At 64.3% G+C, this 19394-nt stretch carries 18 protein-coding genes; 12 read left to right on the plus strand and 6 right to left on the minus strand.

All coding sequences use genetic code 11. From position 1 onward, the window contains the following. The first annotated feature begins 135 nt into the window (after positions 1-135). From JQ566_RS04860 to dusA, 7 genes are all read left to right on the plus strand, one after another. Entirely contained in the window at positions 136-999 is an 864-nt protein-coding gene (locus tag JQ566_RS04860; RefSeq protein WP_212370597.1) for a helix-turn-helix transcriptional regulator, read from the plus strand. A gap of 366 nt (positions 1000-1365) precedes the next feature. Then, the gene (locus tag JQ566_RS04865) at positions 1366-3534 is read left to right on the plus strand and encodes a TonB-dependent siderophore receptor (RefSeq protein ID WP_249139192.1); all 2169 of its coding nucleotides are present in this window, start codon (positions 1366-1368) and stop codon (positions 3532-3534) included. Between the two features lie 17 nt (positions 3535-3551). Then, positions 3552-4397 (plus strand): alpha/beta hydrolase, encoded by an 846-nt coding sequence (locus JQ566_RS04870; protein WP_212370600.1) that lies wholly within the window; start codon positions 3552-3554, stop codon positions 4395-4397. A gap of 76 nt (positions 4398-4473) precedes the next feature. Then, entirely contained in the window at positions 4474-5523 is a 1050-nt protein-coding gene (locus JQ566_RS04875; RefSeq protein ID WP_249139193.1) for an ABC transporter substrate-binding protein, read from the plus strand. Positions 5524-5609: 86 nt separating this feature from the next. After that, positions 5610-6614 carry a FecCD family ABC transporter permease gene (locus JQ566_RS04880; protein ID WP_249139285.1) on the plus strand — a complete coding sequence of 335 codons (1005 nt, stop codon included), beginning with the start codon at positions 5610-5612 and terminating at the stop codon, positions 6612-6614. A 2-nt stretch (positions 6615-6616) separates the two neighbouring features. Then, positions 6617-7384: an ABC transporter ATP-binding protein gene (locus JQ566_RS04885; RefSeq protein ID WP_212370606.1), complete on the plus strand. Its 768-nt coding sequence runs from the start codon at positions 6617-6619 to the stop codon at positions 7382-7384. Positions 7385-7900: 516 nt separating this feature from the next. Continuing rightward, positions 7901-8893, plus strand: a complete 993-nt coding sequence (gene dusA / locus JQ566_RS04890) for a tRNA dihydrouridine(20/20a) synthase DusA (protein WP_212370608.1) — start codon at positions 7901-7903, stop codon at positions 8891-8893. Between the two features lie 5 nt (positions 8894-8898). On the opposite strand, the gene JQ566_RS04895 is transcribed toward dusA, so the two are convergent. The 5 genes from JQ566_RS04895 to JQ566_RS04915 form a co-directional block, all read right to left on the minus strand. Further along, positions 8899-9453 carry a TIGR02281 family clan AA aspartic protease gene (locus tag JQ566_RS04895; RefSeq protein ID WP_212370609.1) on the minus strand — a complete coding sequence of 185 codons (555 nt, stop codon included), beginning with the start codon at positions 9451-9453 and terminating at the stop codon, positions 8899-8901. Between the two features lie 28 nt (positions 9454-9481). Next, entirely contained in the window at positions 9482-9685 is a 204-nt protein-coding gene (locus tag JQ566_RS04900) for a DUF1289 domain-containing protein (protein ID WP_212370611.1), read from the minus strand. Between the two features lie 44 nt (positions 9686-9729). Continuing rightward, a complete protein-coding gene (locus tag JQ566_RS04905; protein WP_212370613.1) occupies positions 9730-11325 on the minus strand; it encodes a sensor histidine kinase in 1596 nt (531 codons plus the stop codon). Positions 11326-11485: 160 nt separating this feature from the next. Beyond that, a complete protein-coding gene (locus JQ566_RS04910; RefSeq protein ID WP_212371500.1) occupies positions 11486-12886 on the minus strand; it encodes a sodium:proton antiporter in 1401 nt (466 codons plus the stop codon). A 224-nt stretch (positions 12887-13110) separates the two neighbouring features. Continuing rightward, positions 13111-13983: an NAD(P)-dependent oxidoreductase gene (locus JQ566_RS04915; protein ID WP_212370614.1), complete on the minus strand. Its 873-nt coding sequence runs from the start codon at positions 13981-13983 to the stop codon at positions 13111-13113. A 184-nt stretch (positions 13984-14167) separates the two neighbouring features. Here JQ566_RS04915 and JQ566_RS04920 point away from each other — a divergent pair, with 184 nt between their 5' ends. The 5 genes from JQ566_RS04920 to JQ566_RS04940 all read left to right on the plus strand — a co-directional run bounded on the left by JQ566_RS04920 (position 14168) and on the right by JQ566_RS04940 (position 18956). Beyond that, a complete protein-coding gene (locus tag JQ566_RS04920) occupies positions 14168-14605 on the plus strand; it encodes a VOC family protein (RefSeq protein ID WP_194387951.1) in 438 nt (145 codons plus the stop codon). Positions 14606-14658: 53 nt separating this feature from the next. Further along, complete coding sequence (locus JQ566_RS04925; RefSeq protein ID WP_212370615.1) at positions 14659-15795, plus strand: Mrp/NBP35 family ATP-binding protein; 1137 nt, start codon at positions 14659-14661, stop codon at positions 15793-15795. Between the two features lie 204 nt (positions 15796-15999). Then, positions 16000-17088 (plus strand): TRAP transporter substrate-binding protein, encoded by a 1089-nt coding sequence (locus JQ566_RS04930; RefSeq protein WP_212370616.1) that lies wholly within the window; start codon positions 16000-16002, stop codon positions 17086-17088. 166 nt (positions 17089-17254) lie between these two features. Beyond that, entirely contained in the window at positions 17255-18343 is a 1089-nt protein-coding gene (locus JQ566_RS04935; protein WP_212370617.1) for a TRAP transporter substrate-binding protein, read from the plus strand. A gap of 262 nt (positions 18344-18605) precedes the next feature. Continuing rightward, positions 18606-18956 (plus strand): YunG family protein, encoded by a 351-nt coding sequence (locus JQ566_RS04940; RefSeq protein WP_212370618.1) that lies wholly within the window; start codon positions 18606-18608, stop codon positions 18954-18956. Between the two features lie 74 nt (positions 18957-19030). On the opposite strand, the gene JQ566_RS04945 is transcribed toward JQ566_RS04940, so the two are convergent. After that, the gene (locus tag JQ566_RS04945) at positions 19031-19240 is read right to left on the minus strand and encodes a hypothetical protein (RefSeq protein WP_212370619.1); all 210 of its coding nucleotides are present in this window, start codon (positions 19238-19240) and stop codon (positions 19031-19033) included. Positions 19241-19394 lie beyond the last annotated feature (154 nt).

A 19394-nucleotide genomic window follows, 5' to 3' on the forward strand; every position in this document is an offset into this window, starting at 1 on the left:
GTTTAATCTGATCGCTCGATCGTAGCCCTCTGCCGAGCAGTGAGTCTAAATTGTACCCGCACCTCATGCTTGAGGTTCGCCATCGCAGCCTTGGGATGCGGTGGTCTTGAAAATGGGAGAATTGTGACGGGACCGATGGCTACCCAAGGAGTGGATCTGAACGAGCGGCTGATCATGATGTCGGGCGGGTTCGTCCTGGCAGCTGGAATCAACCGCTTCGATCAGCCCAAGCGGGTCAATACGGCCCTGCCTGCGGGTATCAAGACCGTGGTTCTCTTGAGCGGCCGTTTGCAGATCAGCGTCGGCGGCGGCCGCGGCCGCGAGGTGTGCGGGCCGACCGTGCTGCTGATCCGCAGCTCGGCGGATGCCGAGCGAGACCAGGTCTTCGCGGCCAATGCGCCGATCCGCTACCTGATCGTGCAGATGAACGAGAGCGTGCTCGGCGCCGAGATGTCGGATGCGCTCGACCGGTCGTTTGCCGCGATCGGAGGCGCAAGCCATCGCGGTGCGCAGCTTGCTTCCTGTCCGGCCAGCCGCGCGCTGCAGGTGCTGGTGTCGCAGATCACGAACTGTCCGATCCGTGGCCCCGAGCGCGAGCTCTATCTTTGCGGCAAGGCGATGCAGCTTGTGGCGCTCGCGATCTCGTCCTGCACCACCCAAGCGGGCGATACCGATATCCGGCTCACGGCGCGCGATGTCGAGCGCATCCGCAAGGCGCGCGATCTGCTCGCGGCCTCGATGCGCGAGCCGCCAAGCCTCGACGCGCTGGCTCAGCAGGTCGGCCTCAATGTGCGGAAGCTTTCCTCCGGCTTCCGTCAGGTCTATGGCGCGAGCGTGTTCGGCTTCCTCCAGGAGTACCGGCTGGAGCAGGCTTACAAGCTGATCTCGATCGGCGAAATGAACGTGTCGGGGGCGGCCTTCCACGTTGGCTATGGCGCCGCCCATTTCGCCACTATCTTCCGCAAGCGCTTCGGCGTCTCGCCGAGCAGCCTGCGCTGACGGTAGGACCAGCCACATCCTGTCCCAGTTTTTAGGTTTCCTAACTCTGAGCGAAAGCGAGAGTCCGGCGAACGAAAGTCCGCCCCTAGGTCCAGTTTTCCCATCGTGCAACACCGGATGCAGCGCGGCGCGGGGGTGCCGTGGCGGAATTCTTGGACGATGGGGATGATGACAGTTTCTCGTGGAAAGTGGATGCTTTATGCCTCGGCGCTGGTTGTCGCGGGCCAGTGGCCTGGTGCCATCCATGTTGCTCATGCGCAATCGACGAATGGGGCAAGCCTCCCGCCGGTCGTGGTCGAGAGTCCGGCATCGCGAGCTTCGCGCCGTCCGGTGCGCGCCACCTCCCGCGCGCCGCGCGCAGCCGCCATGAGCCAGCCGAAGCCGGCCGCGGCATCGGTTGCACCGAAGGAAACGGCTCGCGGGCCGGTACGGGGTATCGTCGCCCATCGCACCGGCACCGGATCGAAGACCGACAGCTCGATCATGGAGACGCCGCAGTCGATCACGGTCGTGACCCGTGAGCAGATGACCACGCAGGGCGCCCGCTCGGTCGCCGAAGCCCTGCGCTACGAGCCCGGCGTCGTCGCGGAGACCCGCGTCGGTGACCGCTTCGACAACGTCTTCATCCGCGGTTTCGGCGGCTTCGGCGCCAACGCCAACTATCTGCACTTCTGGGATAGCCTCCGCCTCCCGCGCGGCGTGTCCTATGCGATGCCCTCGGTCGATCCGTATCTTCTGGAGCGGGTCGAGATCCTGCGCGGCCCGGCTTCGGTGCTCTACGGCCAGAACAATCTCGGCGGCATGATCAATTTGATCAGCAAGAGCCCGTCGGCGACGCCGCAAGGCGAGGTGTTCACCCGCTTCGGCGATCACAACCGCATCGAGGGCGGCTTCGACGTCAGCGGTCCCATCACCCAGGACGGGCAGTTGCTCTATCGGCTGATCGGTCTCGGCCGCAAGGCCGACACTGATGTCAACTACACCACGACCGAGCGCGAGTTCATCGCGCCGATGATCACGTGGCGTCCGACGGCCGATACCACCTTCACCGTGCGCGCGGTGCACGACCGCGATCCCTCGACCTACCAGCCGAACTGGCTGCCGGCCCTCGGCACGCTCCAGGTCAACCCGAACGGACAGATCCCGCGCAACTTCTTCGCAGGCCATCCGGACTACAACAGCTACAGCCGCACGCAGGACTCCATTGCCTACGAGTTCGAACATCATTTCGACGAGACGTGGGCGGTGCGCCAGAACTTCCGCTACATGAACGTCTCGAGCGACTTCAAGGCGCTCTCGGTGACCGGGTTTGGCGCGGGTGCGACCTGCGGCGCCGGTGCCACGACCAATCTCTGCATCGGCCGCACCAGCACGCATTACATCGAAACGCTTCAGGCCGCTGCCATCGACAACCAGGCCGAGGCGAAGTTCGCCACCGGCTGGCTCCAGCACACCGTGCTGGTTGGCGTCGACTTCCAGAAGAGTTCGTCGGATGCCACCTTCGGCAACGGCTCCACCACCTACGTCAACTATCTCAATCCCAACTACGGCGCGATCGCCGCGCCGACTTTGACGACGCAGACACTCCAGGAGCGCGAGCAGACCGGCGTCTATCTCCAGGATCAGATTCGGCTCGGCAAGCTCGCCGCGGTGATCGGCGTCCGCAACGACTGGGCCAATGCGACCTCGGACACGCGGACGATCGCGACCGGCGTCTACACCAACCGCAGCCATCCGTCCGACTCCGCGACGACCTGGCGCACCGGCCTGACCTATCTATTCGACAACGGCTTCGCGCCTTACGCCAGCTATGCGACTTCGTTCGAGCCGACCATCGGCACCGACTACACCGGGGCGGCCTTCGTGCCGACGACCGGCGAGCAGTATGAAGTCGGCGTAAAATACCAGCCGAACGGCTTCAACGGCTTCTTCATGCTGTCACTCTACGACATCACGCAGAACAACGTGCTGACCCTGGATACGGCGCATCTCTACGCCAACTATCCGGCCTGCACCCAGTCCGGGGTCAACTGCCAGATTCAGCAGGGGCAGGTGAATTCCAAGGGCATCGAATTCAGCGCCAAGCTGACGCCGATCCCGGGCCTCGACATCATCGCGGCCGCCGCCCACAACGATATCGAGATCACCAGGAGCACGCAGGTGGTCAGCGGCATCTCGATCCAGGGCAAGACGCCGGTCGGTGCGCCCGCCAACACGGCGTCGCTGTGGGCCGACTACACCATCCAGAGCGGCAAGATGGCGGGCTTCGGTTTCGGCGGCGGCGTCCGCTACGTCGGCGAATCCTTCGGTGACAACATCAACTCCATGGCGATGATCGTGCCGGCCTATATCCTCGCCGACGCCATGCTGCACTACGACCTGAACGGCCTGTCGCCGCAGCTGAAGGGATGGAAGCTGGCGTTGAACGTCACCAATCTCTTCGATAAGACCTATGTGTCGGCCTGCGCCTCCGCCACCCAGTGCTTCTATGGCAATGGCCGCTCGACCATGGGGACGATCCGATACCAGTGGTAGGGAACAACGACCAGCCGATGGCTCACGCCATGCTGCCGGGTGCTTCGGTGCGCGACATGCGCTCGACGGCCGGGCACGACTATCGGATCTTTGTCTGGCAGCCGGAGCCGCGGCCGCGCGAATCGCTGCCGGTGCTCTATCTGCTGGACGGCAATGGCATGTTTCCGATTGCGGTGGCAACGCTGGCGCTCCAGTCGCGCCGCACCGAGCGCACCGGTGTGTCGCCGTCCGTCATCGTCGGCATCGGTTATCCGACCGTGCACTGGATTGATGCGAAGCGTCGCACCTATGACTACACGCCGCTGGTCGCGGCCGATCGTCTGCCGCGGCGGCCGGGCAACCGCGTATGGGACGAGACCGGAGGCGCGGACGCGTTTCTTGATTTCATCCAGTGCGAGCTGGCGCCGGCCATCTCGGACGAGTTCGCCATCGATCCCGACCGCACCGCGCTGTTCGGTCATTCCTTCGGCGGCTTGTTTGGGCTTTACGCGCTCTTGACCCGGCCGACGCTGGTTCGTAGCTACGTCGCGGCCAGCCCGTCGATCTGGTTCGCGCCAGATGCGCTCGCCGAACGGTTGAAGGCCTTTGCGGCGCCCAGCTTGGCGCCGCGCCGCGTGCTCGTCACCGTCGGCAGCCTGGAGCAGGGCGGGATGTCGTCGGCTGAGGCTGATGCCGACGACTATGGATCATGGCTAAGGCGCAATCGCATGGTCGATAATGCCCACGAATTTGTCGCCGCGCTCACGCGGACCGCGGCCGCATCGCTTGACGTCTCGTTCCGGACGTTTGGGGATGAGAACCATGCCTCTGTCGTTCCATCCGCCATCAGCCTCGCGCTCCGATTTGCGCTACCGCCGAAGTGAGATCATGCGCCGTCTTGTGACCATCGCTCTTGCTGTACTCGCAACTGCACACCTCACATTCGGGCCGCGACCAGCTATGGCGACGGACCAGCCGGTCGTCGTCACCGATATCACCGGACGGACGGTCAGTCTTCCGCGTCCGGCAAAGCGCGTGCTGCTCGCGGAGGGCCGTCAGATCATCGCACTCTCGCTGCTCGATTCGAAGCCGGTCGATTTCATGGCGGCGTGGCTCGGCGATTTCCGCCGCAACGACAGCGAGAGCTACGCGCAATACCGCCAGAAGTTTTCGGAGATCGACCAGGTCCCGGTGCTCGGAATCGGCAGCGACGGCACGTTCCCTGTCGAGCGCGCCATCGAGATCAAGCCCGACGTCGCCGTGCTCGGCGTCAGCTTTGCGCCCGGCGGGCGCGCCAACGACGTGGCGCGGCAGCTCGAGGCTGCCGGCATCCCGGTCGTGTTCACCGACTTCTTCGTCGCGCCATTCGAGCACACGGTCGCGAGCGTGCGTATCCTCGGCCGGGTGATCGGGCGGGATGCGCGAGCCAATGAATTTGCCGAATTCTACGAACAGCACATGAAGCGCATCGCGGAGCATGTCGCGCGCGCGGCCGGGCCGCGTCCACGCGTGCTGTTTGAGGCGCATGCCGGCGTCACCGATTGCTGCCACGCGCCGGGTGCCGGCAATATCGGTAGGTTCGTTGCGTTTGCCGGCGGCGACAGTATCTCGGCCTCGGTCGCGCCCGGGCCGACCGCGCAGCTCAGCCTCGAATATGTCATTTCGGCCAATCCCGACGTCTATATCGGCACGGGCGGTGCCCACCTGAGAGCATCGGGCGGGCTCGTCATCGGTCCCGGCTTCGAGGCCGTAACCATTCGCGAACGGCTTGCCGCGGTGGTGGCGCGGCCGGGCTTCGCCGGCCTCAACGCCGTGCGCAACGGCCGCGTCCACGGCCTGTTCCACAACCTCATCTCGACGCCGCTCAACATCGTCGCGGCCGAAGCACTGGCGCGGTGGATTGACCCGCAAACCGCGCGCGATATTGATCCGGATGCGACGATTGCGGAGCTCAATGCCCGCTTCCTCGCCGTGCCGTTGCAAGGTGTGTACTGGATCGATCAGAAATGAGTGCCGTTTCGCCGCATCTCGGCCTGGGGCAGCGGGATACATCGCCCGACCTGCAGGCGAAAACGGCTGCCGCGTATCGCGCGCTGATGCGGCGCCGGCTCGCTTGGCTTGCGCTATTGGCGCTGGTTGCACTCGCCGCTTTCGTTGCCGATCTCGGCACCGGCCCGTCGCGGCTCGGGCTTGCCGGTGCGCTCGGTGGCATCTTTCGGCCGGACTCGCTCGCTGCGTCGGAGGCCGCGATCCTCTGGGAGGTTCGCCTGCCGCAGGCCGTCCTGGCCGTCCTGGTCGGGCTGGCGCTCGCGACCGCGGGCGCCGAGATGCAGACGATCCTCGATAATCCGCTCGCAAGTCCCTTCACCCTCGGTGTGTCGTCGGCGGCCTCATTCGGTGCGGCGCTGGCGATCGTGCTCGGGGTCGGCATTCCCGGCGTGCCGCAGGCCTGGCTGATCTCGGCCAACGCCTTCGTGTTCGCGACGATCGTCGTCCTGGTGTTGCAAGCGGTGGTGCGCTGGCGCGGCTCGGGGACGGACATCCTTGTGCTGTGCGGCATCGCGCTGTTTTTCACCTTCAACGCGCTGGTCGCGCTGACGCAGTTTCTGGCGAGCCAGCAGGCGCTTCAGCAACTCGTGTTCTGGACCATGGGCAGCCTGTCGCGCGCGAGCTGGGACAAGGTGGGCGTGCTCGCCGTCGCGCTCCTCGTCACCTTGCCGTTCGCCCAGCGCGCGGCCTGGCTGATGATGGCGTTGCGGCTCGGCGAAGACCGCGCACGCAGCCTTGGTATCAATATCACGCGGCTGCGCCTGATGGCGCTCTTGCGCGTCAGCCTGATGACCTCGACCGCGATCGCCTTCGTCGGCACGATCGGCTTCGTCGGGCTTGCGGGCCCGCACATCGCACGGCTCGTGATCGGCGAAGATCACCGGCTTCTGTTGCCCGCCAGCGCCTTGACCGGGGCGGCCATCATGTCGCTGGCCTCGGTCGCATCCAAGACGATCATTCCGGGCGTGCTGCTTCCGATCGGGGTCGTAACTGCGATGGTGGGGCTGCCCGTGTTCTTCTCGCTGATCTTCAGTCGGCGCCGGACGGTCTGACGATGGCCAGCCTCGACATCCAAAATGTGTGGGCAGGTTACCGCGGGCGCGGGGTGCTGACGGGCCTGTCGCTGCCGCCGATCGAGCAGGGGCGCATCACCGCGCTGGTGGGGCCGAACGGTGCCGGCAAGACCACGCTTCTGCGTGTGCTCGCGGGGCTGTTGCCGGCCAGCGGCAGCGTGCGGCTGGACGGATTAAACTTGCTGGATGCTCCGACCGGCGAGCGGGCGCGCAAGGTCGCCTTCATGCCGCAGTTTGCGCCGCAGCGGCTGTCGCTCACGGTCGTCGAGGCCGTCATCGCGGTCCTGCGCGCCTCGCCGATGGATACGGAGGGGACGAGTGTCGATGCGCAGCAGCGCGCGCTCGAAGCGCTGGATCGCCTGAAAATCCTCGATCTCGCGCTTCAGCCGTTTGACACGCTTTCCGGCGGCCAGCGTCAGTTGGCCAGCCTCGCGCAGGCGCTGGTGCGGCAGCCACGGCTGCTGCTGTTGGACGAGCCGACCAGCGCGCTCGATCTACGCTATCAGCAGCAGGTCATCGGCAATGTGCGGGAGGAGGCGCGCAAGGGCACGATCGTGATCATGGTGCTGCACGATCTCCAGGCCGCCGCATCATGGGCCGATACGGTGACGGTCTTGAGCGGGGGGCGGCTGTTCGCGCATGGCCACCCACGGGATGTGATCACGACGCCGACACTGAGGCAGGTCTATGGCATCGACGCCGTCGTCGAGCAGACTGCGCGTGGCGGCGTTCACATTCAGGTCGAATGATGTCGCTGTGGGCCTTCTTCCTGGCATTACCGTGAAGGTGAGGGGTCGTCGTGGTCCCGCGACGCCGATTGCATGAAGTGATCCAATTTCATCATGTCCCTCACGCTCTATTGAGGCGTTTCCTTAACTGCGCTCACGTTGCGGCGCATGTAATTTACTCGTCGGGACGTTGGATCAACGCTGACTTCATTGCTAAAGCTGTTTGCCAATTCCGATTGAATGTGGGTCGTTCTTAGCGTTCTCTTTGTCTGTTCGGGTCGCAATGTGAATGGAGGCGGGAATGGCTCCAGCGGAAAAGCACCAATTTTCAGAGGAACTGAGTGGACGCCACCGTGCGTGTGCACCCGGGCTTTGGCGTACATCATGTGCGCACTGAGAATTCAGGTCTGCCATTTTGGCCTTCCAACCGAGGGGTATCATTCTGGGAAGAGGCAAAATATATCAAGGCTCGCCGCTGGATTTCCCTGTCGGTCCAATCCCTCATGGGGCGGAATAAAGCAAAAATAGATCAATAAAATGAATGGCTTAGGCTGGAAATTTTCGTGCGCGCCCATGATGGATTGGACGGACCGGCATTGCCGGGTGTTCCACCGTCACCTCACCCGACGGACGCTGCTCTATACGGAGATGCTCACCACGGGCGCAATCATTCATGGCGACCGGGAGCGGCTGCTTGGGTTCGACGCATGCGAGCATCCGGTGGCGCTTCAGCTTGGCGGGTCGGATCCGCAGGAGCTGGCGCAGGCCGCGCGGATCGGCGAGGCGTTCGGTTATGACGAGATCAATCTCAATGTCGGTTGCCCGTCCGATCGTGTGAAGGACGGCCGTTTCGGCGCCTGCCTCATGGCGGAGCCGGAGCTGGTGGCGAGGTGCGTTGACGCCATGAAGCGCGTGGTCGCCGTTCCCGTCACGGTGAAGTGCCGCATCGGGATCGACGACCAGGATCCGGAGGTCGCGCTCGATGCGCTCGCGCGTGCGGTGGTGGAGTCCGGCTGCGATGCGCTGATCGTGCACGCGCGCAAGGCCTGGCTCAACGGCCTGTCGCCGAAGGAGAACCGTGACATCCCGCCGCTCGACTATGCTCGCGTCTATCGGCTCAAGCGCGCGATGCCTGGTGTGCCCGTCATCATCAATGGCGGCGTTCGGAGCATTGACGAGGCAAAGGCGCATCTTGCCCATGTCGACGGCGTGATGCTCGGCCGCGCCGCCTATCAGGAGCCGTGGCGGCTGCTCGCGGTCGATCACGAAATCTTCGGCGGGCTGGCGCCGCATGCGACCATGCAGGATGCGATCGAGGCGATGATGCCCTATATCGAGCAGCAGCTCGCGCACGGAACGCGGTTGCATGCGATCACGCGGCATTTCGTCGGCGCATTCCATGCCGTGCCGGGCGCGCGGGCCTTTCGGCGTCATTTGGCCGAGCAGGGGGTGAAGCCGGGTGCCGGTCTCGATGTGTTGCGCGATGCGATCGCGCGCATCGGTGCACGCGCGCCGGCGGAGGCTGCGTAAGTCAGCTAGTCGACTGCCGTGCGCGAGCGGCGAGGACTGCCCTGCAGCTCGGGATACCCTGTCAGCATCAGCTTGTCCGCGCGCACGCCCCAGCTTTCCAGGCGGTCGAGGAAGCTCATGCCGAGCAGATTGGTTTTCATCTGTCCACGCTGGACGACGAGAGCGGGCACCGATTTTTCGACAAGGTGGCCGACGGCGAGACGATCGAGCGTGAGGCGGGCCGCCTTGGTATGGCCGCCGGCGGTTTCGAGATCGACGTCATATTCGAGCATCTCGAGCGGCAATCCGATCGCTTTCGCGGTTTCCCAGGTCAGCACCACCGATGTCGCGCCGGTATCGATCACCATCGGTGCGGTGACGCCATTGATCTTCGCACGCAGCGTGAATTCGCCGCCCTGGCCGCGCGGGATCTGTACGGCCGGTGCAGGGGAGGCGGTCTGTCCGCGGAAAATGTGCGAGACCTTGTGGCTGGCCCGCGCGATTTGGTCGGCGTCGCCATAGGCGACCACGGCACCTGCCGTGCCGGCGAGCATGACCAGAACGAGCAGGAAGCGGATCATCGCGCGCCTCCGACGGCCCACGGGCGGCTCAGATGCGTTTCGGCGATCCCGCGATCGGCGCAAGTCCAGCTTCCGTCATGCGCGCCGGCAAGAGGGCCATGATCGCGAGCCGGTCCGCGCTTTCCATGGCATGCCAGCGCGCGATCTCGGGCAAGGTCCGGCCGCACCCGAAGCACAGCTTGGTCTTGGGATCGATCATGCAGACGGCGATGCACGGTGTTTCTTTGCTCATTCGGACATAGTGAGGGATCGTCGGACATCTCTGCAAGCATCTCGTTAAGAGCCTGTGCCCGCACTCATGATCGGCTTGTGGCGCGGCCGGCGTTTCTCGTCGGGCAGGCCGGAACTCTCCGGCTGGAGCGGAGGAGAATCATCCGACAGCGGGGCAAGCGCACTCATCACACGCTCCGGCGGGAAGGTGACGATCACCTCGGTGCCGATCCGCAGCTTCGATTTCAACGTGAACGTGCCGCCATGCAGGTCGATCAGATTCTTGGCGATCGGCAGGCCGAGGCCGGCGCCCTGTTCAGCCGACTTGATCGAATTGGAGCCCTGGCCGAACGAGGCGAGCACGACCGGAATCTCGTCCTCGGGGATGCCGGAGCCGGTATCCTTCACCGAGAGATACTGTCCACCCGAGGCGGTCCATCCCGCCTTGAGCCAGATCTCGCCGCCCTGCGGGGTGAACTTGATCGAGTTGGAGAGCAGATTGAGCACCACCTGCCGGATCGCGCGCTCGTCGGCCCAGAGCCGCGGCATGGCCTGCTCGAACACTTCGTGGATGGTGATGCCGCGGCTCGAGGCACGCAGCTTCATCAAATGATGGCAGTCGGCGACGATGCCGACCAGCGACACCGCTTCCTCGTTGAGTTCGTAGCGGCCGGCTTCGATCCGCGACAGATCAAGGATCTCGTTGATGAGGTTGAGCAGGTGCACGCCGGAATTATGGATGTCGGCGGAATATTCCTTGTAGACCGGCACCGCGTGCGCGCCGAAAATTTCGCTCTTCATCACCTCGGAGAAGCCGAGGATGGCATTCAGCGGCGTGCGCAGCTCGTGGCTCATCTGGGCGAGAAAGCGCGACTTGGCGACGTTGGCGGCTTCGGCACGGTGGCGCGCCTCGTCCGAGATCGCCTTGGCCTGTTCCAGCTCGCCGATCAGCGCGTCCTTCTCTGCGCGCGCTTCCAGCGTGGCGAAGGTGGAGGAGTGGAGGCGGTGCGCCAGCAGGACGAAATAGCCTTCGGCGGCGAGCGCCAGCGCGGCCAGGATATAGTTGTCCAGCGAACCGGTCACTGCGAAGCTCAGCGCCATCGCAACCGCGACCGGCGCCGTGGCGGCAAGGGCTGCGATCGGCAGGTTGGCGGCGAGCATGCTCGATACTGCGATCACCAGCAGCATCAGGAACATCATCAGCGTTTCCGTGACCATGTCGAGCACGGGATGGATCAGGATCGCCATCCAGCACAGACCATAGAGCAGGTCGAGCACGACGAAGCGCGTCCGCCACGCGCGCGTCGCCGCGGGCGAGGCGGGCTCGGTCAGGAAGCGCCGGCAACTGCGGATCATGGCGCTGTGGATGCAGAGCATGCCGACGGTCCAGGCCGCGGCCGGGACCGGCTGCATCCACAGCCCGAACAGCACGCCGGTGGCCACCACCAGCAGCATCACGACATAGGAGGCGGACAGCCGGGTCTGGGCGTATTGCCGCAGCATCTCGGCGTCGAAAGCCGGCCGGGTTCCACTGGTCGACGTTAACTTGTCCCGCGCCTCGCGCACCCGCTGCGCCGCAGCCCTTCGGCTGCTCGCCGATGGCGCGCTCACCGGCTCGGCCGGCAGCTGCACAACCTCGGGCTTTTCAGCGGGGTTACTCATCAAACAACACAATTCCTGCCCACGCCGGGCGCGGGACTTCTGCGTTGTCTATCTCTGGCAAGAAATCCTTAAGAGCTGACTTAAGGAGCTAAAGAATTACGTTAACCCGGCGTTAATCCAATGTCCGGTTCCGAGCTCGCTCGCGGAACCCGCAGCCCCTTCACCTGAAGAAAACGAGCGTGACCAGCGCGAACACCGGCAGCAGGAGGATGGAGGTCCAGGCCATGTATCCGAAGAAGCCCGGCATTGCGACGCCGCTCGCTCGCGCGATCGCGTAAACCATGAAGTTGGGCGCGTTACCGATGTAAGAGTTTGCGCCCATGAACACCGCACCTGCGGAGATCGCGGCCAGGGTCATGGCGCCATTCGTCATCAGATGCTTGGCGTCGCCTCCAGCAAGCTCAAAGAAAACCAGATAGGTCGGCGCGTTGTCGAGGAAGGATGAGAGCAAGCCGGTCAACCAGAAATAGGCGGCATTGTTCGGCGTGCCGTCGACGTTGGTGACCATGTTAACGACGGAGGCAAACGCGCCGGATTTGCCGGCGTTGAGGATCGCAAGCACGGGAATGATGGTGATGAAGATGGCGGCGAACAGCTTGGCCACTTCGATCATGGGGCCCCAAGAGAAGCCGTTCGCGTCGTGGTCCTCCTTCGGCGTGGCGGCAAGAGATGCAAACACGACGCCGATCATGACGGCATCGCGCAGAAGATTCTGCAGCTGGAGGTGCGTGCCGAGAACCTCAAATCCGCCGAGGTCGAGCTTGGCGCTCAACAGGATCGCAGCAATGATGACTCCCATCAGAGCGAAGTTGAGGCCGCCGCTGATCCGCAAGGGATTGTCCGGAGTCGGGTCCGGTTTGACGCGGCCTTCCTTGCGATAAAGATAAGTGTCGATGCAAAAGAACAGGGCGAGCAAAATCCAGGCCACGAACGTGGTCTGGGGGAACAGGTGCGTCGTCGTCCAGAAGAAGTCCACGCCGCGCAGGAACCCCAGGAACAACGGCGGATCTCCCAGGGGAGAGAGCGAGCCGCCGATGTTGGACACCAGAAAGATGAAGAAGATGACGACGTGCGCGTTGTGCCGCCGGTCGTCATTGGCGCGGATGACCGGCCGGATCATGACCATCGAGGCGCCGGTCGTGCCGATGACGCTCGCAATCAGAGTGCCCAGAGCGAGCAGTAGCGTATTCAGAACCGGGGAGCCGTGAAGATTGCCGCGCACCACGATGCCGCCGGCCACGGTGAACAGAGCGAGGAGCAGCAGAATGAAGGGGATGTATTCGAGCAGCGCGGTATGGACGAGTGCCTGGATGGTTGGAAGCGGGCCGTACCAGACGGCAAGCGGCAGGACGATCAGGGCGGCCCACATCGCAGCAATCTTGCCCTGGTGGTGCTCCCAGAAGTGAGGCGCTGCGAGTGGAAATATCGCGATCGACAGCAGCATGCCGGCGAAGGGGAGCGCCCATTGCGGGCGAATGCTCGCCCCGTCGAGCGATGCGGCGAGCGCCTGCGAAGGTGATGCAATAAGGATAAGGAGCGCGACGGGGAGCAGGCGAACCATGAGGCGGGCTCCCCGCCGGCAGGCACCACCCGCGGCATTCCCGGCGATTCCGGGTCGGAGCTCCGGCGCGACGCCGGCAACGACGTGGATGGCGGCGATCACGCTAAGCAAGGCTCCCCCAGAAGTTTATGATTGTTTCGGTTTGCGCGCTTTGGACGTCGTCGCGGCCGGAGTCGCGACGAAGTACGATGCTGCGCGGCCCTAGAAGAGGCCGCAACAGGGCCTCAGCGTTGCAGGCGTGCGAGCAGGCTCGACGTATCCCAGCGCTTGCCGCCCATCTTCTCGACTTCGGCGTAGAACTGGTCGACCAGCGCGGTGACAGGCAGGCTGGCGCCGTTGCGACGGGCCTCGGCCAGCGAGATAGAGAGGTCCTTGCGCATCCATTCGACCGCGAAGCCGAAATCGTACTTGCCCTCGTTCATGGTCTTGTAGCGGTTCTCCATCTGCCAGGATTGCGCGGCCCCTTTCGAGATGGTCTCGATCACTGCGGCGACGTCGAGGCCGCTCTTCTTGGCGAAGTGGATGCCCTCGGAGAGACCCTGCACCAGACCGGCGATGCAGATCTGGTTGACCATCTTGGTCAGCTGGCCGCTTCCGGCGGGCCCGAGCAGTTTGCACATCCGGGCATAGGCGCCTGTGATGATCGGCTCGGCGCCCGAATATGCGTCCTGCGCGCCTCCGCACATCACCGTCAGCACGCCGTTCTCGGCGCCCGCCTGGCCGCCGGAGACCGGGGCGTCGACGAATTTGAAGCCGGCCTTGGTGGCGGCTGCGTCCAGCTCACGCGCGACCTCGGCGGAGGCGGTGGTGTGGTCGACGAAGGTCGCCCCTTTCTTCATGCCGGCGAACGCGCCGTCGGGGCCGATCGTGACCGCGCGCAGATCGTTGTCGTTGCCGACGCAGCACATCACGAAATCCTGGCCTTCGGCGGCGGCCTTCGGGGTCGGCGCGGTCTTGCCGCCGAACTTGTCCGTCCATTCCTTCGCCTTGGCCGCGGTGCGGTTGTAGACGGTGACCTCATGGCCCCCTTTTTTCACGAGGTGTCCGGCCATGGGGAAGCCCATCACGCCGAGACCGAGGAAAGCGACTTTAGCCATCTGTGGTACCTTGTCCGTAGTTTGGGTTTTACGGTTCTTGCCAGGCGAGGGGCGCCTGGGTTCCGCGGTGAGGGCGGATTGGAGGCGCACCTTAAACCCTTGAGGCCGGAGGGCAACGGCTTCGTTTGGCGGCCCCCTGTGCTAGGATGGCGGACCCAAGAACTTCAAAAAAGGGAGCGAGAGCATGGGCGGCGTGAGCGTTGGCGTCCTCGATCATTTCAACATCCGGACCCGGAATCTGGCCGAGACCGTCCGCTTCTACGCGGACGTGCTGGGCCTGGAAAAAGGCGCACGGCCCAATTTCGCCTTCCCCGGCGCCTGGATGTACAGCGAGGGTAAACCGGTGGTGCACCTCGTCGACATTTCTGCGACCGCCGAGCCACAAAAGCCGGATTCCGGCGTCGTCCACCACGTCGCCTTCGTCAGTCGCGGCTTTGACGGCATGAAACAGCGGCTGGCATCCAAGGGGATGAAGTTCGAGGCCCGCCAGGTGCCCGGCGGCGATCTCTGGCAGATCTTCGTCCACGACCCCAATGGGGTCATGATCGAGCTGAATTACGAGGCCGCCAGCGAGCAGGGGGCGGCGCCCGCGGAAAAGGCTGACGATATCGGCAGGCAGTAGCCTTTTGGGCGTTTCCGCTCTAATGGGGCATTCCCAACTCTAGGAGATGCGCTTTGAGCGTGACGCAGCAACAGGTTCTCGACAGCCTCGCCAGGGTCAAGTCGCCCCGCGGGGTCGCGCTCACCCATGCCAATGTGCTGAGCGCGATCAGCGCGTCGGACGGCAAGGTGTTCTTCTCGATCAATGTCGATGCCGCCGAGGCGAGGGCCTGGGAATCCGTCCGGGCCGAAGCGGAGGCTGCCGTGCGCACCATTCCCGGCGTCACCACCGCCATGGTGGCGCTGACCGCCGAGCGCAAGCCGGGCTCCGCGCCGCCGCCACCCCCGCAGCCGAGCCGCGGCACGCCCGGCGTGCAGCCGGTCCATGCCCACAAGCCGCCGCAGGGCGGTGGGTCGCCGATGGCGCGGCAGTCGGAAATCCCCGGCGTTGCCGCCGTGATCGCGGTCGCCTCCGGCAAGGGCGGGGTGGGCAAGTCGACCACCGCGCTCAATCTGGCGCTCGGCCTGCGCGACCTCGGCCTGAAGGTCGGGCTGCTCGATGCCGACATCTACGGCCCCTCGGTGCCGCGCCTGACGGGCCTGCGCGACAAGCCGGAGCTGAACGACCAGCGCAAGATGATTCCGCTTCGGCGCTTCGGCCTCGCCATCATGTCGATCGGCTTCCTGGTCGAGGAGGAAACCGCGATGATCTGGCGCGGCCCGATGGTGATGTCGGCGGTGACGCAGATGCTGCGTGACGTCGAATGGGGCAAGCTCGACGTGCTGGTCGTCGACATGCCGCCGGGCACCGGCGATGCCCAGCTCACGCTGGCGCAGAACGTGCCGCTCAAGGGGGCCGTGATCGTCTCGACCCCGCAGGACCTGTCCCTGATCGACGCGCGGCGGGGGCTTGCCATGTTCAAGAAGGTCAACGTGCCCGTGCTCGGCATCGTCGAGAATATGAGCTACTTCCAGTGCCCGCATTGCGGGACCAAGTCGGACATTTTCGGCCATGGCGGGGCGCGGCACGAGGCCGAGAAGCTCGGGGTACCATTCCTGGGCGAGATCCCACTGCACATGGCGATTCGCGCCACCTCGGACGCCGGCAATCCCGTCGTCGACAGCGAGCCGGACGGCCCTCATGCGGCGATCTACCGCGCCATGGCGGGCCAGGTCCGGGACCAGCTCAAGGGCGTCATTGCCGCAGCCTGAACCGGCCGGCCGCAGGCCCCTGGGACATGCGACTTTCGTAGAGCCCCGTCATGCCATTGTCGCGTTCCGCAAGCGGGACTTCCGTGTTAAAGGCCCACGGCAGTCAAGCCCCTTCGGTTCGACGCGGTCCCAACGCGTCGCCGGAATGAGCGGCGGCAAGAAGAGAAGTCAAGGGGAAACGCCCCAGCAAGGAGAGACCTGAAGATGAAGCGTCGTGATTTTCTCAAAGTGTCGGCAGCAGGCGCGGCGGCGACCGCGGTGGCCTCGCCGGCGATCGCGCAGTCCTCGCCCGAGGTGAAGTGGCGCCTGACTTCGAGCTTCCCGAAGTCGCTCGACACCATCTATGGCGCCGCCGAGCAGGTGGCGAAATACGTCGCTGAGATGACCGACAACAAGTTCCAGATCCAGGTGTTCGCCGCCGGCGAAATCGTGCCCGGCCTCCAGGCGCTCGACGCGACCTCGAACGGCACGGTCGAGATGTGCCACACCGTCTCGTACTACTATGTCGGCAAGGACCCGACCTTTGCGATCTACGCCTCGGTGCCGTTCGGCCTCAATGCGCGGCAGCAGAACTCCTGGTGGTACCAGGGCGGCGGCATGGAGCTCGGCAACGAGTTCTTCAAGAAGTCGAACGTGATCGGCTTCGCCTGCGGCAACACCGGCGCCCAGATGGGCGGCTGGTTCCGCAAGGAGATCAAGACCGTTGCCGATCTCTCCGGCCTGAAGATGCGCATCGGCGGCATCGCCGGCCAGGTGCTGCAGAAGGTCGGCGTGGTGCCGCAGCAGCTCGCCGGCGGCGACATCTATCCGGCGCTGGAGAAGGGCACCATCGACGGCGCCGAATGGGTCGGCCCCTACGATGACGAGAAGCTCGGCTTCGCCAAGGTCGCCAAGTACTACTACTATCCGGGCTTCTGGGAAGGCGGTCCGATGGTCCACGCCTTCGCCAACCTGGAAAAGTTCAATGCGCTGCCGAAGAACTACCAGGCGATCCTCACCAACGCGATGGCCAATGCCAACAGCTGGATGGCCGCGCGTTACGACATGCAGAACCCGGCGGCGCTGAAGCGCCTGGTCGCCGGCGGCACCCAGCTTCGCCCGTTCACCAACGAGGTGCTAGAAGCCTGCCTCAAGGCGACCAACGAATTGTGGGCGGAGACCTCGGCCAAGAACGCCGACTTCAAGAAGTCGATCGACGCCATGCAGGCCTACCGCTCCGACGAATATCTGTGGTGGCAGGTTGCCGAATACACCTATGACAGCTTCATGATCCGCTCGCGCACCCGCGGCTGATCTGCGGCTTAAGTCGTAAGACCAGTAGCCCGGTCTCCCAGGAGGCCGGGCTTTTTCTTTGCGATCACGGTGCGATCGGGATGGCATTCGGCCCGCCGATGTTCCATGCTGTCCTCAAAGCCTCGGCAAGAAGGCTCCACAAGCAGATCCATCAGGGTAGGAAATCATGAAGAGAAGAGACTTCATCAAGGTCACAGGACTTGGTGCGGCCGGTGCCGCCACGCTCGCGGCTCCCGCGATCGCGCAGTCGATGCCGGAAATCAAATGGCGCATGCCGACGAGCTGGCCGAAATCGCTCGACACGCTGTTTGGCGGCGCCGAGATGATGTGCAAGATGGTCGCGGAGGCGACCGACAACAAATTCCAGATTCAGATCTTCGCGGCCGGTGAGATCGTGCCGGGCCTCCAGGTGCTGGACGCCGTGCAGAACGGCACCTGCGAGATCGGCCACACCGCGTCCTACTATTATTTCGGCAAGGACCCGACCTTCACCTTCGGCTCGGCCGTGCCGTTCGGTCCCAACATGCGCATCAACCAGGCCTGGTACATGCTGGGCGGCGGCCGCGACGTTCTCAACGAGTTCTACAAGGGCTACAACGTCGTCTCGCTGCTCGCGGGCAACACCGGCTGCCAGATGGGCGGCTGGTTCAGGAAAGAGGTCAACACGCCCGAGGATCTCAAGGGCATGAAATTCCGCATCGGCGGGTTCACCGGCCGCGTGCTGCAGAAGCTCGGCGTGGTGCCGCAGCAGCTCGCCGGCGGCGATATCTATCCGGCGCTGGAGAAGGGGACCATCGATGCCGCCGAATGGGTCGGGCCCTATGACGACGAGAAGCTCGGCTTCTACAAGATCGCGCCGCACTACTACTATCCCGGTTGGTGGGAAGGCGGGCCGATGCTGCTCGCCTTCGTCAACCTCGACAAATGGAACGCGCTGCCGAAATATTACCAGAGCGTGCTGGAGCAGGCCGGCCACTACGCCAACAACTACATGATGGCACGCTACGACAACGCCAATCCGCTGGCGCTGAAGAAGCTGCTCGCGGGCGGCACCAAGCTGCATGCCTTCTCGCCCTCGATCATGGATGCCTGTTTCAAGGCCGCCAAGGAGTTGCACGCCGAAGTCGCTGCGACCAACCCCAACTTCAAGAAGGTGCACGACTCGCTTTCCAAGTTCACGAGCGACGGCTACTCCTGGTTCCAGGTCGCCGAGGTCGGCTACGACATCTTCATGGCGCGGCGCTCGCAGAGCTGATCACGCCACCTGTCGCAGACAGCGCCCCGGAGGGAAGGCTCCGGGGCGTCGTCGTTTCAGCGTTCCGGAAGGACGTCCAAACAAAAACATCGAAAACAACCCCATGCACAGTAGGCGGGGACAGGTTTATCAATGACTTGGCGGCGCAGCGCGAGCTTCTGCGGAATTGCCGAACTCACTTGATGCGTCGGGCAAAACAGTGGTAGAAGCTCATCATCGCATAATCCGAATTTTCGGCTCGGTGCCGGAGCCGGGGGATCCGATGAGCTTCGATCCCGATCAAGTTCAAAGCGCACTGCGCAGGGCGTGGTCGCTGTCGACGGCCAGCCAATGGACGGCGAGCAATCCGGCGGCAGGACAATGCAACGTCACCTCGCTGCTCGTTCACGAGCTCTTCGGCGGTGACTTGCTGAAGACGCCTCTTCCGGCCGGCGATCATTTCTACAACCGGATCGGAGGCGAGCGATACGACTTCACGGCGTGCCAGTTTGATCAGCCAATCGCGTACATAGACGTGCCCACGAATAGGGCCGACGCACAGTTAGGAGCGACGAACGATCAACTGGCTGAACTCAGAGTGGCGTTTCGGGAGCACTGGGCCGGACCAGACTAGCTGCAGCAGCCGAGTTCGCTCTTGTCGTTGTCAGAGGTTCGCTTGTCGGCGGCGTCCGAGCATCAGGAAAGCGGCTAGCGAACGACGCCTGCCGCGTCTTTCGCGCTTGGCATGAGCCAATCGAGTCCGAGCAGGCCAGCTTCGAGGATGACGAAGGCGGCGATGCCGCCGAGCCAGCCGAAAAAGACGATTGAGAAGGTGCCGAGCAAGATCGCGCAGAAGACGTCAGAGAGCACCTTGCAGATGCGGAGGTCTCGGTCTTGGTCCGTTGGGAAGTACGGCATCGGGCTGCTCCAGGCGCCAATCCTGAGCCTTGTCCTCAGCCTTGGATCAACCCCGTTCAGAAGCAGATGTTCCGTGGATCAATTCTTCGGCTGGCCGAAATCGAGTGGCGGTGGCAGTTCGAACCCTCAACTCGGCCCTTCGCCATGGCGATGA

Source organism: Bradyrhizobium sp. SZCCT0231, assembly GCF_018130245.1.
GTDB classification, from domain to species: domain Bacteria; phylum Pseudomonadota; class Alphaproteobacteria; order Rhizobiales; family Xanthobacteraceae; genus Bradyrhizobium; species Bradyrhizobium japonicum_F.